The 14,588-nt window shown below is 43.7% G+C and carries 11 protein-coding genes; 3 read left to right on the top strand and 8 right to left on the bottom strand.

Going from position 1 to position 14,588, the window contains the following annotated elements:
* The first annotated feature begins 71 nt into the window (after positions 1-71).
* The 3 genes from ACAX20_RS11110 to rluB are packed head-to-tail and all read left to right on the top strand — an operon-like array spanning position 72 to position 2,367.
* Positions 72-893, top strand: coding sequence for a ScpA family protein (locus ACAX20_RS11110; protein WP_371189640.1), 822 nt, complete (start codon positions 72-74; stop codon positions 891-893).
* A complete protein-coding gene (gene scpB, locus ACAX20_RS11105; RefSeq protein ID WP_371186218.1) occupies positions 893-1,492 on the top strand; it encodes an SMC-Scp complex subunit ScpB in 600 nt (199 codons plus the stop codon). The genes ACAX20_RS11110 and scpB overlap by 1 nt, the downstream gene beginning before the upstream one ends.
* A gap of 2 nt (positions 1,493-1,494) precedes the next feature.
* Complete coding sequence (gene rluB, locus ACAX20_RS11100) at positions 1,495-2,367, top strand: 23S rRNA pseudouridine(2605) synthase RluB (protein ID WP_371186216.1); 873 nt, start codon at positions 1,495-1,497, stop codon at positions 2,365-2,367.
* A gap of 125 nt (positions 2,368-2,492) precedes the next feature.
* Here the strand turns inward: rluB and ACAX20_RS11095 are convergent, their stop codons facing one another.
* The 8 genes from ACAX20_RS11095 to ACAX20_RS11060 all read right to left on the bottom strand — a co-directional run bounded on the left by ACAX20_RS11095 (position 2,493) and on the right by ACAX20_RS11060 (position 14,419).
* Positions 2,493-2,864: a hypothetical protein gene (locus ACAX20_RS11095; RefSeq protein WP_371186214.1), complete on the bottom strand. Its 372-nt coding sequence runs from the start codon at positions 2,862-2,864 to the stop codon at positions 2,493-2,495.
* A gap of 157 nt (positions 2,865-3,021) precedes the next feature.
* A complete protein-coding gene (locus ACAX20_RS11090; RefSeq protein WP_371186213.1) occupies positions 3,022-3,516 on the bottom strand; it encodes a methylated-DNA--[protein]-cysteine S-methyltransferase in 495 nt (164 codons plus the stop codon).
* Positions 3,517-3,598: 82 nt separating this feature from the next.
* A complete protein-coding gene (locus ACAX20_RS11085; RefSeq protein ID WP_371186211.1) occupies positions 3,599-4,318 on the bottom strand; it encodes a DNA-3-methyladenine glycosylase in 720 nt (239 codons plus the stop codon).
* 149 nt (positions 4,319-4,467) lie between these two features.
* Positions 4,468-5,331 carry a bifunctional transcriptional activator/DNA repair enzyme AdaA gene (locus tag ACAX20_RS11080; protein WP_371186209.1) on the bottom strand — a complete coding sequence of 288 codons (864 nt, stop codon included), beginning with the start codon at positions 5,329-5,331 and terminating at the stop codon, positions 4,468-4,470.
* Positions 5,332-5,425: 94 nt separating this feature from the next.
* Positions 5,426-6,001, bottom strand: coding sequence for a DUF882 domain-containing protein (locus ACAX20_RS11075; RefSeq protein WP_371186208.1), 576 nt, complete (start codon positions 5,999-6,001; stop codon positions 5,426-5,428).
* Positions 6,002-6,689: 688 nt separating this feature from the next.
* Positions 6,690-7,265, bottom strand: coding sequence for a DUF882 domain-containing protein (locus tag ACAX20_RS11070; RefSeq protein ID WP_371186206.1), 576 nt, complete (start codon positions 7,263-7,265; stop codon positions 6,690-6,692).
* Positions 7,266-7,572: 307 nt separating this feature from the next.
* The gene (gene rimO, locus ACAX20_RS11065) at positions 7,573-9,021 is read right to left on the bottom strand and encodes a 30S ribosomal protein S12 methylthiotransferase RimO (protein WP_371186204.1); all 1,449 of its coding nucleotides are present in this window, start codon (positions 9,019-9,021) and stop codon (positions 7,573-7,575) included.
* 223 nt (positions 9,022-9,244) lie between these two features.
* A complete protein-coding gene (locus ACAX20_RS11060; RefSeq protein WP_371186202.1) occupies positions 9,245-14,419 on the bottom strand; it encodes a S8 family serine peptidase in 5,175 nt (1,724 codons plus the stop codon).
* Between the last annotated feature and the right edge of the window lie 169 nt (positions 14,420-14,588).

Here is a 14,588-nt window from a genome sequence, read left to right as displayed (position 1 = left end):
TGGCTAGCGTGGCGATCTAATCTATGACGACTCAACAGACGCATACACAAGCGAAGAACCGTACTAACGTAATGGCCTCGGCAAGCCAAGCAAAAACTGATGATATGGTGCAACAGGTGTTACCGCTTGCGTTTGTGCATGGTGAAGCGGTCATCGAAAGGCCACAAGACTTGTTTATCCCCCCCGATGCGTTAGAAGTTATTCTTGAAGCATTTGAAGGGCCTCTTGATTTATTGCTTTACCTTATTCGAAAACAAAAATTTGATATTGTTGATTTACCCATTGCTGAAATCACTCGCCAATATATGGAATACGTTGAGTTAATGAAAGATCTCAAATTGGAATTGGCGGCAGAATATTTGGTGATGGCAGCGATATTGGCGGAAATTAAATCGCGTTTGTTACTACCGAAAACCGATGTTGAAGAAGAAGAAGGTGATCCGCGCGCAGAATTGGTTAGACGCCTACAAGAATATGAAGTCATTAAAGACGCTGCTGAAAAAATTGATAAACTACCTCGCTTAGAGCGAGATCATTTTGAAGCCAGTGTTGCGTTGCCGGCCGAGTTTAAGCCCAAGTTGGTGCAGGCTGATGTGGACTTACAAGATTTAGTAATGGCGATGCGGGCGATATTAAAACGTGCTGCAGCGTTTGAGCATCATCATATACAGCGCGAAAGTTTGTCGACGCGGGAGCGTATGACCGCGATTTTAGCGATGCTAGATGAGCACAGCTATTGTGAATTTTCACAACTATTTGATCATAACGAAGGTAAAGCGGGCGTGGTGGTAACGTTTTTAGCACTACTTGAGTTGCTTAAAGAGACCTTAGTTGAGTGTGTTCAAGCGCAAGTGTTTGGTCCTATTCAGGTTAGGTTAGCGCAGGGTAAATAATGACAAAATATGATGACGACACATTAAAAGGGATTATCGAAGCCATGTTGTTCGTTTCGGCGGTGCCATTATCGCTAACAACGTTGCAGGAAACCCTTGATGATACGCAAAAATTATCAAAAAATCGGCTTATAGCTATTTTACAACAGCTACAAAACGATTATGATCGCCGCGCAATTGAATTGGTCGAGGTCGCATCAGGCTATCGATTTCAAGCAAGGCAGCAATATAGTGATTATATTGCTCTGTTATTTAAGGAAAAAGCACCCAAATATTCTCGTGCTTTACTCGAAACTCTTGCCTTGATCGCTTATCGACAGCCGATAACTCGTGGCGAAATCGAAGATATTCGCGGAGTTTCGGTCAGTAGTTATATAATTAGAACATTGCAAGAGCGGGATTGGATTCGTATTGTCGGTCATAAAGACGTGCCAGGACGACCAGCTTTACTTGCAACAACCAAAGAATTCCTCGATTATTTTTCATTATCGTCTTTGGCACAACTGCCAGCATTGATGGATATAACCGAACTCGATATCAATACTAATATCGAAGATGCACAACTTGCCGAGAAGGCAACGCAACATGAAAGAGCATAGACATGTCTGAAAAGTTACAAAAAGTTTTAGCCCGAGCGGGTAGAGGGTCACGCCGAGAAATGGAAGCGCTGATCAGTGCCGGTCGAGTCAGTGTCGATGGTAAAACGGCATTTTTAGGTGACCGAGTTGATGGTACCGAGCAAATCCGCGTCGATGGTCATACCGTTAAAATTGCAGCCGCAGCTGAGCAACCGTGTCGTATTTTGGTTTACAATAAACCAGAAGGTGAGATGTGTACCCGTAAAGATCCGGAAGGACGCCCGACAGTATTTGATCGGTTACCTAAAATAGAAGGCAGTCGCTGGGTTGCGGTAGGTCGTCTCGATATTAACACTTCAGGTATGTTGATTTTTACCAATGATGGTGAGTTAGCTAACCGACTAATGCATCCTTCGCATGAAGTAGAGCGTGAGTACGCCGTACGCGTGTTTGGTGAAATTGATGAAGCGATGCTACAACGCTTGCGCCATGGTGTGCAATTAGAAGATGGCATGGCCAAATTCAAAAAGATCACCTACAAAGGTGGCGAAGGCCGTAACCATTGGTTCCACGTTGTGTTAACTGAAGGCCGAAATCGCGAAGTAAGACGCTTGTGGGAAAGTCAAGACGTGCAGGTTAGTCGACTTATACGTGTTCGTTACGGTGATTTGCAGATGGAGCGTCGTCTACCACTAGGTGGTTGGGTTGAACTCGGCCTTAAAGATGTGAATTACTACCGTAAATTGGTTCAATTAAAGCCGGAAACGCAATCGAAAATTAAAGTCGATGAAAAAGGCATTGATCATAATAAGAGTCGTAAAATTCGTAAGAATGTGAAAAAGCATCAGCAACGTCGTGGCCAAGATACAGCACAACCTCGCCGTAAAGGTCGTTAATCGCACAAGTCGTTAGTAGCGTATCTAATAAGCCGTTGTATTATAAAGCCCGATAAATATCGGGCTTTATTGTTTGCAGAGCGTTATTTTCAGCTTAGCGTAATCGTTGACCGAGCAATGAGCGATTATGACCTGCTGTTGCACGGTTTTTCACTAATACGGTACGCGGCTTGCACAAACAGTAAATGTTGCATATGGCGTTTGTTTTCTCGATTATTTAACCAGTCTTCGCTGATGATGCTACGTTGTAATGCCGCTTCAAGCACCCGCACCGGATATTGGCCATAATAGTAACAACACGCATCAATATGGCAGTCGTTATTAGGCAAGTCAGGGCTACGCGAGTCAATCAACTCTTGTTTAATTACCGCCAATAGTTGTGGTTTGATATCGCCCATCAGCCAATCAATAAAGCGGTTGTAGCGTTTTGCTTGCACTAAGCGCCAACTCATCCAAATAAGTAATAGTACAGCCAGTACAGGAATGATGATTTCCATAAAACGTCTCTTGAAATGCGGGGCGTAAATTGCCAGTGCGTTGCAGATAAAGCGTGCTCTCTTTAGCAACAGTCGTTTTCGCTAAGAGTGTTCGCTTCAGATTGTCGATAATTACTAAAGTTTTGTCAAAGTTAATTAAGCCTCAATTAACGTTTAATTAAGGCTTAAAGTACGCACCTTCATGCATCAACAGTTTGGCTTTAAGCGCCATACCGCCGGCGTAGCCAGTTAATGTTTTATCTTTACCTATCACCCGATGGCAAGGAACAATAATGGCTATTTTATTAGCACCATTAGCGGTGCCAACCGCACGAACGGCACGCGGATTGTTGATTTCTTCAGCAAGCCCTGCGTAACTGCTGGTTTTACCGTACTTAATATGTGTCAGAGCATGCCAAACCCGTTGTTGAAATGGCGTACCAGGCTGCGACAGAGGTAGTTCAAACGTCTGGCGAGTACCTTGAAAATACTCGTTAAGCTGTGTTATCGCCTGTTGCAGGTGAGCTGGCGCTGATGCACTGTCTGGCTGCATCTGTGAGGTGATGGTAATGGCTGCCTTACCTTGCTGAAATGCGACTTGGCAAATACCGTGTTCATCGGCGACAACAGCAAGATCGCCTAAAGGGGTTGTGATGATTTGATAATGGATCATAAAGTTTCTACAGGTAATCTAAGGTTAATCACTTTACCAGGACATGCCCAAGTAAAAAAGTCATGGCTTAAGTGCTACTATTTTAATGAGTATCACTCAGCGATTGCCACAGGTATATAGCCGCATAGGCTCGCCATGGCCGCCACGATTGTGCCATTAAATTGATTTCTTTTGTGGTGATTCGCTCTTTGCATTGTTGTTGATTTGACAACGCTTTGATAATGCCCAAATCTTTAGCCGGAAAGGCGTCGGGCAAACTTAAACCACGCATCGCTAAGTAATTAGCCGTCCAAGGACCAATGCCCTTTAGTTGGCATACACAGCGCTCGAAATCGTCACTGTCGGTTACATTAACAAATTGTGACGGGTTTTGTTGATAAAAACTTAGCCAGCGCTGTAACGTGGCCATGCGCGTGTTTGTCAGTCCTAAATTTGCAAAATCAGCATCAAGAAGTCGCGCTAAAGATGGAAAGTTGCGCTTAATGCCTGCAGGGTAATCCAATTTTTCGTCAAGCTTATTGCCATAACGCCTACAAATTCGCTGTGCTAATGTGGTTGCGGCTTTAACGCTAATTTGCTGACCTAGAATCGCTCGAATTGAAAATTCTAAGACATCAATGCAACCTGGAAGTCGCAAGCCAGCATAACGTTGCACTAATGGTGCGAGCACATCATCCTTGCTTAAATGCCCTTTGACGGTATTTAGATCGCAGTCGACATCAAACATAACACGAATACGTGCTAAGACTTCGGGTAAACGTCGATAGTGATTCATCTGCACATCTACTTGCAAATAAGACAAGCTCGGGTCGGGGTTGCTTATACCAATTACACTAAGTTTGTGCCCAACTCAGAGTTAGGGCAGAGGTTCAGTTACAACATAGATTTCATTGATATAGTCATTCTATATTAATGAAATATAGGACCGTAAATGAGCCTCTGGTAAACTCCCTACGGGTGAGTTTTAAAGGCTTTTATGCTGCGTAACTGATTTTGACAATGGAATAACCATTCTCTGCAATCAAAGCCTTGCTTAAAAGCCTTTAAATTCTCACTGAGTAAGCAATAACTTAATGTGATTGGTATTACCCTAAACCAACCGTGGCTGGTGATATGGCCTTGAACATCCGTTAATTGAAAAGCACGTAGGTATTCACTGTTGACCACCTCAAGCCCGGTAATGGCTCGTTGCCTAAAAAAGTTCAGCATCAAATCCCAGTTATACTGACCTTGATATGGCAATTTGATACGGACAAAATTTTCGCACGTGTTGCTCGCTTGTTGGCGTATTTGGCGTGGTGACAGTCGATATGTTTGTTTTACATGCTCGTTAAAGCTGCGTTGTGATGTGAAGCCTGCGATATAAGCTATGTCGCCGATAGCCAGAGAAGAATGTAATAATAACCGGCGTGCGTTAATTAACCGTTGCTGGCGAATAAAACGTTTTGGACTAACACCAAACTGATGCTGAAATAGGCGCTGTAATTGCCTTTCACTTAACTGTAACTGCTCTGCGAGCATGGATACAGATAAGCTTGGGTTCGTTACAATCGCGTTAACGGCGCGACCAATAGGCTGTTCTATTGGCTGGTTAGGAGATAATTCCGGTTTGCAGCGTTTACAGGCGGTAAATCCATAAATTTCCGCTTGCGCGGCGGTATGAAAGTAACGAACATTATCTTCCAGTGCAGGTCCCGCGGGACACGTTGGGCGGCAGTATATGCCTGTGGTTATCACCGCGGTATAAAATTTGCCATCAAAACGTTTGTCGCGTGACAATCTTGCTTGCTGACAAATTTGAGCATTAAGTTGCATGGGGTATCTTACTATCCGGTTTCGCCTTGATAATAAGATAAATGTCGCCATTAATCTTGCGAAAATGCGACATTAATGGCAACATCGGATAGACTTACTGGCCGCTCCAACTGCGTACATGTGCCGTATCGATATGGACAAAACCTGATACAGGATAATAGCCCACACCACCGAGTTTTAAACTCTTGGCAGCATCACTAATGCGTTTTAAGTCAACACCGGGCATGGCAAAATCAATAGCCTTACCTTGCATATGAAAACTTTTCTTAGCAACACCACCCTTGCTTTTATTCGCTAACATGGCATTGGTTTTTGGTGAACGATAACCCGAGATTATATGGATCTCGCCAGTATAATTTAAGCGTTGCTGAATTTTGTGCAAAAACTCAAATAGCTTAGGGTCCATATTGGCTTGCTCATTACGACGGTGATCGCGAAAATGATGATTAAACTTAGCTAAGGTATTTTGCTTGAATTGACCATTGGCGAAAAATACCCCATCAACACGCTCATTGGTATGACGGTTGTAAAATTTTAAGTGTTTCGCATCCCCAGCAGAGTTTAATTTAGCATGGGCACTGTTGGCGACAAAAGGTAACGTTGCGCCTAATACAACGGCTGCTGACGCTTGTTTAAAGAATTTACGACGATTGAGACAAACCAAGCTCATACTACCTCTCAGCTCTAGTAAGGGACAACACGAACAACCTTATTATTGAGCAAGGTTGTTCGAAAACTGCGCAAGGTTAATGGTTTGTTGCTGGGTGGTCAATAGGGTGAAAATTGAGCGGTTGGTTTTTTTTTGAGGGGCTCAGCTAACTTTTTGTTATTAAATAAAAAATATCTCGATGAGGGCAATGTAAAAAAGTGTACTGTATTGTAATTGAGGCGACTAATACCAATTCGTATAAAAATTTGAGCAGTCAGCGAGAATTAACAGCTTTAGAAGTAAGGCATTGATTGAAGAGAATGGTTATTCCCTTGTCAAAATCAAAAACACAGCTTATGACGCTGTTAAACTCGCCGTTTGGGAGCTGCTCAGCGACGCGATTGTTGCGCCAAACGACTATGTCTACACACATTTCGCTTATTCTCGCACCGCTGACATAGCTATTAACTGACCAAATCTTTTTGTCTACTGGTATACGACCAATTTGGCAAAGTGTCGGCAATAAAAAACGCGAGTCAGATTAGCATCTAACTCGCGAATAAATATTGTTATAGGGTATTATCGTTGATACGTATCGCTTAACTATTCACGCTTAGGTATTGATAGCTAAGGTTGAGCGCATGAATGCCACCGTTAATTTCGCTGTTAATGTAACTAAATGCGATATTAACGGCTATCTATCAAGTTGTTACTTACCGCTCCAGCTGCGTACATGAGCGGTATCAATATGCACAAAGCCTGATACCGGATAATAGCCGACACCACCAAGCTTTAAGCTTTTTGCCGCATCACGCACGCGTTTTAAGTCAACACCAGGCATAGCAAAGTCAATGGCTTTACCTTGCATATGAAAACTTTTCTTAGCAACACCACCCTTGCTTTTACTCGCTAACATCGCATTCGTTTGTGGAGAACGATAACCAGAAATAATATGGATTTCGCCATCATAATTTAGGCGTTGCTGAATTTTGTGTAAAAATTCGAATAATTTAGGATCCATATTGGTTTGCTCGCCACGGCGATGATCACGCAAATGGTTGTTAAACTTAGCTAAGGTATTTTGCTTAAATTGACCATTAGCAAAGAATACCCCTTCAATGCGTTCATTGGTATGGCGGTTGTAGAACTTTAAGCGTTTTACGTCACTGCTGTTGTTTAACTTTGCGTAGGCATTAGCAGATACAAACGGTAACGTTGCACCTAGGACAACTGCCGCTGATGCTTGCTTAAAAAATTTACGACGATTTAGACAAACTAAGCTCATACTACCTCTCAGTTCAAATAGCGGTTACAACAAACAACAGTCATGACAACGACGGTTGCTCAAAAGAAGCGCAGGTTAATGATCTGTTGCGAAAAGATCAATAGGGTGAAAATCGTACCGTTGACATCGTGTCGAACAAGAGAAAATAAGTTGTTAAGATTTAAAGAAAAATTTTACAAATGTGGGGTGGGTAAAAATTGTACTGTTTTGTAAACGAGGTGATTATTGGTTTTTAGTTAAGGCAGAAACGGCAAAATGCGCGGATCATATCTGACGCTGATCCGCACTCATGTCACACTAGTAGCTATTAATCTTCAACCTTAACAGCCCAAACATCGTGCTCATCAGCATGAATAACTTGTGCCCAAATCATGTCACCAGGCTCAACGTCAAATTCATCCGTTAAATATACTTTACCATCGACTTCTGGGGCATCCATATAACTGCGACCAATGGCTCCTTCGGTCGTCACGTCATCAATTAATATTAAGTATTCTTGACCGACACGCTGTTGCAGTTTGCTCTTCGATATTTCAGCTTGAACTTGCATAAAACGCTGTAAGCGGTCTTGCTTTACGGCTTCAGGCAGGTGGTCGGGTAACTCGTTAGCTTTAGCGCCTTCGACGTCGGAATACGCAAAACAGCCAACGCGGTCGAGTTGTGCTTCACGGATAAAGTCGATCAACTCTTCGAATTCTTGCTCAGTTTCACCAGGGAAGCCAACAATAAAGGTTGAGCGAATAACCAGCTCAGGACAAATTTCACGCCACTTTTTGATGCGCTCTAGAGTTCGATCGGAGCTGCCAGGGCGTTTCATCAGCTTAAGAATACGCTTGCTGGCGTGTTGTAATGGAATGTCTAAATATGGCAGTACTTTTCCTTCAGCCATAAGTGGAATGATATCGTCGACATGTGGGTATGGGTAGACATAATGTAAGCGTACCCAAGCGCCTAATTTCGCTAACTCTTCACATAAGGCTTTCATGTGTGTTTTTACTGGCATGCCTTCGTAGAAGTCGAGCTTGTGCTTAACGTCTGCGCCATATGCCGAGGTATCTTGTGAAATAACCAATAATTCATTAACGCCAGCTTTGACTAGGCGTTTGGCTTCACTCAGTACGTCACCTACTGGACGAGAATCTAAATCACCGCGCATCGACGGAATAATACAGAAGGTGCAACGATGATCACAACCTTCCGATATTTTTAGATAGGCGTAGTGTTTTGGCGTTAATTTGACACCTTGATCAGGTACTAATGAGGTAAAGGGGTTGTGCACAGGTTTGGTCACATGTTGATGCACTTGGCTCATTACTTCGTCATAGGCATGTGGACCGGTCACGCCCAGTACATTAGGGTGAATTTCAACAATGTCATCTTCTTTTGCACCCAAGCAGCCAGTGACCAGTACTTTACCATTCTCTGCCAACGCTTCACCTATGGTATCAAGCGATTCCTGTACAGCCGAATCAATAAAGCCACAAGTATTAACAATCACCAGCTCAGCATCATCATAGGAGTTAACCACATCATAACCTTCGGTACGAAGCTGGGTAAGGATACGTTCAGAGTCCACTAAGTTTTTAGGACACCCCAAGCTGACAAAGCCAATGCGAGAATTACCGGCGATGCTGTTATCACTCGCTTTGGTGGCGGTGTCACTAACACTGCGTTTTACCGCTTTAGCATTTTCTGCTGAGGTTTGCGACGACGTTTTAACTTGTGTGTTTTTAGGATCAAATGTTTCTACGCTCATAACATTCCTGCTTTGAAAAGAGTAACTTAGAAAAATTGGCGCAATTATATCGTAAGTAGGTACGAATTTCAGTTAGCGAATGCTCAGCGAACAGCTTGAAGAAAAGAAAAAGCAATAGAGCCTTGGGTTTGTATAAATATGACAAATAAAAAGCCGATACCTAATGGTATCGGCTTTGAATTATCTTAGTGATGTAAGTCATAACTTACATCGATAGAGACGATTATGCTCTTCTACGCGCACCAATGGCTAGGCCAAGTAGGGCAATTAGGTAGAACAGGGCACCACCACCGCTCTTAGGTGCAGGCGCTTCTACAACAGGTGCAGCTTCAACAGTCACAACAACTTCAGTAGTTGCTACGCTATCACCGTCGCTTACGGTTACTGTGAAGGTATGCTCACCAACCGATAGACCGGTAACGCTTGCCGTTGCAGAATCTGCACCAGCAATGCTACCTGGGCCTTCCCAGCTAAAGGTTAACGCATCACCATCAACGTCATAACTTGCTGACGCATCTAGCGTTACGGTATCACCTTCCATAGCTGTTAGCAGAACAACGCCACCGTCGGTTAATGTACCTGACGCTAATTGTGCTACAGGTGCATCTTTTTTACCGGTTACGGTTAGCATGAAGCTTGTAGTGTAGCTATCGCTTGGGTATAGGTTATCCGTTACGGTAACAAATACTTCGGTTTCGCCGTTAAAGTTACGCTTAGGCTCGATATCAATTGATGAGCCAGACTCGTGACCGTGAACGGTAGCGCTAATGTTGTCACCAGTAACTGTGATAGTGTTTGCGCCTTGGTCTGAATCAGAGTAAGCCACCATGATGCCTTCAAGGATTTCATCTTCACCAATTTCTTGGTCATTGATGGCACCGACTTTGATGTTGCTTGGTACGTCAATAACGTGCTCAGCAACAATAGCATCTAAGCCTTCAACTTGGTTATCAACGTTGAACACCAACGATTTACCCGTTGAATCTTCGTTGATACGTGCTTGGAAAGTTAGCTCAAATTGTGAAGCTTCTGGGCCAACTAAGTCATAACAGATTACTAAGTCGTCAACAATCTTGTCTTTTAGGTCGTTATAGGCAAACGAGGTACCTTTGTAACCGTAAAGAGGAGAGAAGTCACTGCGTGCGCCGTGATAACCTTGTAAACCAATTGAACCTTCACCTGAAGCCGTGCCAAAGTCGATGTTGTCATACGCTTTGATGATTTCATATTCGCCTTTGTTGTAGCTGGTGTTCATGTTCAAGATAACTTCGAAGTCGTAGCTATCGCCTTGCATTGGTTCAAAGATTGGCTCGTAAGTATCCCAGTTCATACCTGTGTAGGTTTGACCGCGCGCATTATCCCATTCAATGATGATGTGTTTAGTTTCACCATTGGTAACGGCTACTGAAATACCTGAGTTTAGGTCGGCATCACTGTTAGGTGCAAACGGCACAGACATTGAAGCGTTGTCTTTGGTAAAGAACGCACCTTTCCACATAACACCAATTAATTGGTCAGGGAAACCATAATATGGGAATGGCATGTGCATATCCCAGAATAATGGGAAACCATTTAGCTCAACGTAACCCATAGGGCTGATGTTAATGCTCTTAGTACCAGCATATTCGTGGTTTTCGTAAAGTGCGTATTCAACGTCTTCGTACCAGAAATTGCTGAACGGAATTTCAACGTTGTCGCTGTTGCTGCCACCAAAGCTTGGGTAAATGTTAAACGCTTGCAAGTCAACATAACCGCCGTCTGATGGACCACCAAAGTTAGGTGTCATACACATTGCATCATCTAGGTTCGTGGTCATTACGTATTCGTAATCCATATCTCTAGAATCAAATTGCGTTGCTGTTACGGTAAAACCGTTATCCGCTTCTTCAATCATGGCATCAAATTGACCTTTTACCGTCACTGAACCAGGGATTAAAGTAGTTCCTTCAGGCATCATTGATGCTAGGTGAACGTTACGGTCTTGACCAGTTTTGTTAGGTACTACATTTAGGGTAATGTCAACGATGTCACCCGCGCGCGCTTTGGTTTGACTTGCGTTAACGCTTACTTCGTTTACGCCACGTTCTAAGCGAACTGGTACAAAGCCTAAGTTACCAGGGTTACCGGCATCGGTACCAATATCGAATGCAGAGTAAACAATGTCACCTTTTTCAAGGTCAGTCATGTTCCAGTGCATTTCTACTTCATATGGCATTAAACCATCAGTCGTTGCTGGACCTGTTACTTCGATGTCCGTTGATACTTCATCGCTAACAATACCTGTCGCTACGCGGTAAGTATCTTCTGGTGCATCACCATCCCAAAACATTTTATGGTTATGGATCAGTACCCAGTACTTACCCGCATCAGGATTGTTGATGTTACACCAGTTGTTTTCCCAAGCAGCATTTGACCAACAAATAGCTTCGTCTTGAGTTTGGATTTCACCATCACCGTTAATATCGATACCCATAAGCATAGAGGCAACACCTTCGTCCCAGCCGTTTTCAGCGGTTGAAGATACATGCTCTAATACTTCAGCAACAACGCGTTTGCTACCTGCTGGCACATCTAACCAAATGACTTTGTCAATGCCTTGTTCGACTTCAACTTTGCCATCATTAAATGGACTAGACTGATCGTAATCTTGTACTAAGGTAAACTCGTGAATGTCTGCCTGAACAGGCTGGTAAGCACGAGAAGTAAAGTCTTTGATGGCTTCCGTTTGTAGGCCGCCAATCACTTCTTTACCTGTGTTACGGTGAATTACGCTTTCAACTTTAGTCGGTAGTGAACCGTGGTCGAAACGCAATGCAGCCGGCCACATAACAGATGGAATGTCTTCGTTATCTGGCGTTAAGAAGATCTTACCGTGAACTTCAAGCTCTGAACCATGCAGACGGTTTTGGCTGTCAAGGATCTCACCTTCAATCATGATGGTTTGTACTTCACCAGCTTTTAGCTCGAACGTTTCTGGAATTGCACGAAGCTTAACACTGTATTCAGAGGTTTCAGTATCAACAGTCCATGTACCGTCACGAGTTGCTTTAACCGTTCTTACCCAAACACACTTTTGCTTACAAGTCATGTCTAGCACTTGTGGTAAGTTCAAGTTGCGTGTGTCACCACCGTTACGAGGATTCGCGTCCATAAAGTTTTCAATGCTTTCGTCCATAATAAGACCCGCATTGATCGCATTGGCAACATTAATGATACCTGTACCAGTATCGTAGAAGCCGGCTTCTTGAGGACCTTGCCAAGTATTTAACTTAGCAGGTGTCGCTGTCATTTGCAGTGCCGATTGAACTTCTGTAGGCGTCCAATCTGGGTGTGCTTGTTGTACAAGAGCCATAGCACCAGCAACGTGTGGGCTTGCCATAGAGGTACCGCTTAAGCTTGACCAGTCAGCAGATGCAGGGTACATGCTAAACGGTTGTTCATCAGCAAATGGGGCATATACACCAACACCTGGTGCCGCAACGGTTGGTACAAACAAGTGTTTGTTGGTTCTAGATGGACCGCGTGAAGAGAAGTCAGCAATGGTGTCAACCGTGTCTTCGTTGATACGCGTCGTTACGGTGCTTGCCGTGATGGTAGCCATGTGGCCTTCACCAGATGATAACCAATTCTTTAATTGGTAACCTGCACCAGCATCAATGTGTGCGCCAGGAAGCGGGTAAACATCGTTTACAACATTACCTTCAGCACCACCCCATTGGACGTTGTATAGAACAAAACCGCCGGCGCCGCCAGCTAAAACGTTATCTGCTTTGGCTACACGGCCTACGTCACCACGTTGACAAGCAACGATTTCGCCGTTAAACGTACCTTCTGGGAACGGTTCTGAACATAATGCGTTGCCAAAATTTTCAGCTAACACGATATTGCCAGTGTATTCTTCAGAGATACCACCTGCGGTAATATCACTAGGAGGTGTGGTATCACCACCTGTCATTTGCGCGATAGATTTACCTTCTACAGCAATTTCACGACCGTGATTACTTGCAGCAACAATGGTTTGCCATGGTGCAACGTGAGAGATGTTGTAGTGACCCGAGTTACCAGCCGCTACCGCTACGTTGATACCTGCTTCACGTGCTGATAAGAACGCAAGCTCCATTGCTGATTCCCAAGGGAATGGCTCACCACCACCAATTGAGAAGTTAATCGCATCAACGCCATCTTCAATCGCATCTTCAATGGCAGCTAGAATTGCTTCATCAGGACAGCCTAAGTAGGTGTGATCGCCAGGGTAACATACTTGGTAAGAGACGATGTTTGCATGTGGTGCAACACCTGAAACGCGATCAAAGGTAAAGCCGGTTTCAATACCATCACCATTACCTGGTACTGCTTGCAGTAGTGGCGCATCGTAAATTACGTTACCTGCTGCGGTACCAGCTACGTGAGAGCCGTGACCGTTGTAATCTTCACCATTTTTCGGGCGGACTAATTCGTTTGGCATCCAAGGATTTGGGTTTTCTTGAAACTCATCAGCGTCGTAGATGTCAGTGATAACATCGTAGCTACGTACACCAATCAGTTTGTCGTTACACATGTGCTCTTGGCCGGCAACGGTACAGTCACCAACGTATACGCCTTCGCCCCATGGGTTTTCGTGATCGTAACCATCGTCACCAACATCAGCAAATGATACGTGGTCAGTATTCACACCGGTATCGATGATACCAACGATCATACCTTCACCTTTAAGCTCTGTCGCGACGGTAGTTTCACCTGTCCAAGCTTTATCAGCTTCGATATGCTCAGGACCAACATCTGATAGTAGCTCTTTCATGCGCGAGCGTTGAATATGAGCAACTTCTGGTAATTCAGCTAGACGCATTGCCTGTTCTTGCGTCATACGTACCGACATACCATTAAAGGCTTTAGTGTATTGTAAACGCGGTTGCAGTTGCATACCTAAGGTATTGCCAGCTTTTTGTAAGAAACTACCTTGTTTTTCGAATAGGTAGTTTTGGTACTTAGTGATATCAGCGCGGTTATCACGTGTAGCTGAAAATAGCTTGTGTTCACCTGTTTCTGGTGTGGCATTTAGCGCCGTTGCAGGGTAGCCTGAAATACGACCATCATAAGTCGCAACAGGGCTATCTTTTAGACGAATGATGTAAGTTTGTTCGCCGGTAATATCCGCTTCAGGAACAAACTTTTGTTTTGTCGCTAAAGGTTGTAACTGACGGTTAACTGAACCGTTTGGACCGTTAACACCACGTTGATTGTGTTCAACGATACCATCTTTCTTATATTTGCTTAACACTGCTTGTGGAATATCGATTCCTTTCAATGTTGCTTCGCCATTGGCGCCAGCATCATTGGCAGCGGCTACGGCACTATAACTGTAAAGTACAGTACCAATAGCTAAAGCTACAGATTTCATTTTCAAGGTTTTTCTCCTAATTATTATTGTGTTTTTTACGCTTACTCATTGCGTTTTACGACTACGAGATTGCGAAAACCCTTTAATAATTAACACAATCGCAACATGGATATTGTTCGAAATTGTTTGAAAGAATTTAGTCGTAGACAGAAAAGTCCGAGATTGCTAG

Source organism: Thalassotalea sp. Sam97, from assembly GCF_041379765.1.
Lineage (GTDB): Bacteria > Pseudomonadota > Gammaproteobacteria > Enterobacterales > Alteromonadaceae > Thalassotalea_A > Thalassotalea_A maritima.
The sequence above is the reverse complement of the archived record's forward strand: the minus strand, read 5'-3'. Positions and strand labels throughout refer to the sequence as shown.

Excerpts from the sequence above, each read along its gene's own strand:
- rluB (WP_371186216.1), top strand. The coding sequence starts at position 1,495 with ATGTCTGAAAAGTTACAAAAAGTTTTAGCCCGAGCGGGTAGAGGGTCA.
- ACAX20_RS11060 (WP_371186202.1), bottom strand. The coding sequence starts at position 14,419 with ATGAAATCTGTAGCTTTAGCTATTGGTACTGTACTTTACAGTTATAGT.
- ACAX20_RS11080 (WP_371186209.1), bottom strand. The coding sequence starts at position 5,331 with ATGCAACTTAATGCTCAAATTTGTCAGCAAGCAAGATTGTCACGCGAC.
- scpB (WP_371186218.1), top strand. The coding sequence starts at position 893 with ATGACAAAATATGATGACGACACATTAAAAGGGATTATCGAAGCCATG.
- ACAX20_RS11070 (WP_371186206.1), bottom strand. The coding sequence starts at position 7,265 with ATGAGCTTAGTTTGTCTAAATCGTCGTAAATTTTTTAAGCAAGCATCA.
- ACAX20_RS11095 (WP_371186214.1), bottom strand. The coding sequence starts at position 2,864 with ATGGAAATCATCATTCCTGTACTGGCTGTACTATTACTTATTTGGATG.
- rimO (WP_371186204.1), bottom strand. The coding sequence starts at position 9,021 with ATGAGCGTAGAAACATTTGATCCTAAAAACACACAAGTTAAAACGTCG.
- ACAX20_RS11075 (WP_371186208.1), bottom strand. The coding sequence starts at position 6,001 with ATGAGCTTGGTTTGTCTCAATCGTCGTAAATTCTTTAAACAAGCGTCA.
- ACAX20_RS11110 (WP_371189640.1), top strand. The coding sequence starts at position 72 with ATGGCCTCGGCAAGCCAAGCAAAAACTGATGATATGGTGCAACAGGTG.
- ACAX20_RS11090 (WP_371186213.1), bottom strand. The coding sequence starts at position 3,516 with ATGATCCATTATCAAATCATCACAACCCCTTTAGGCGATCTTGCTGTT.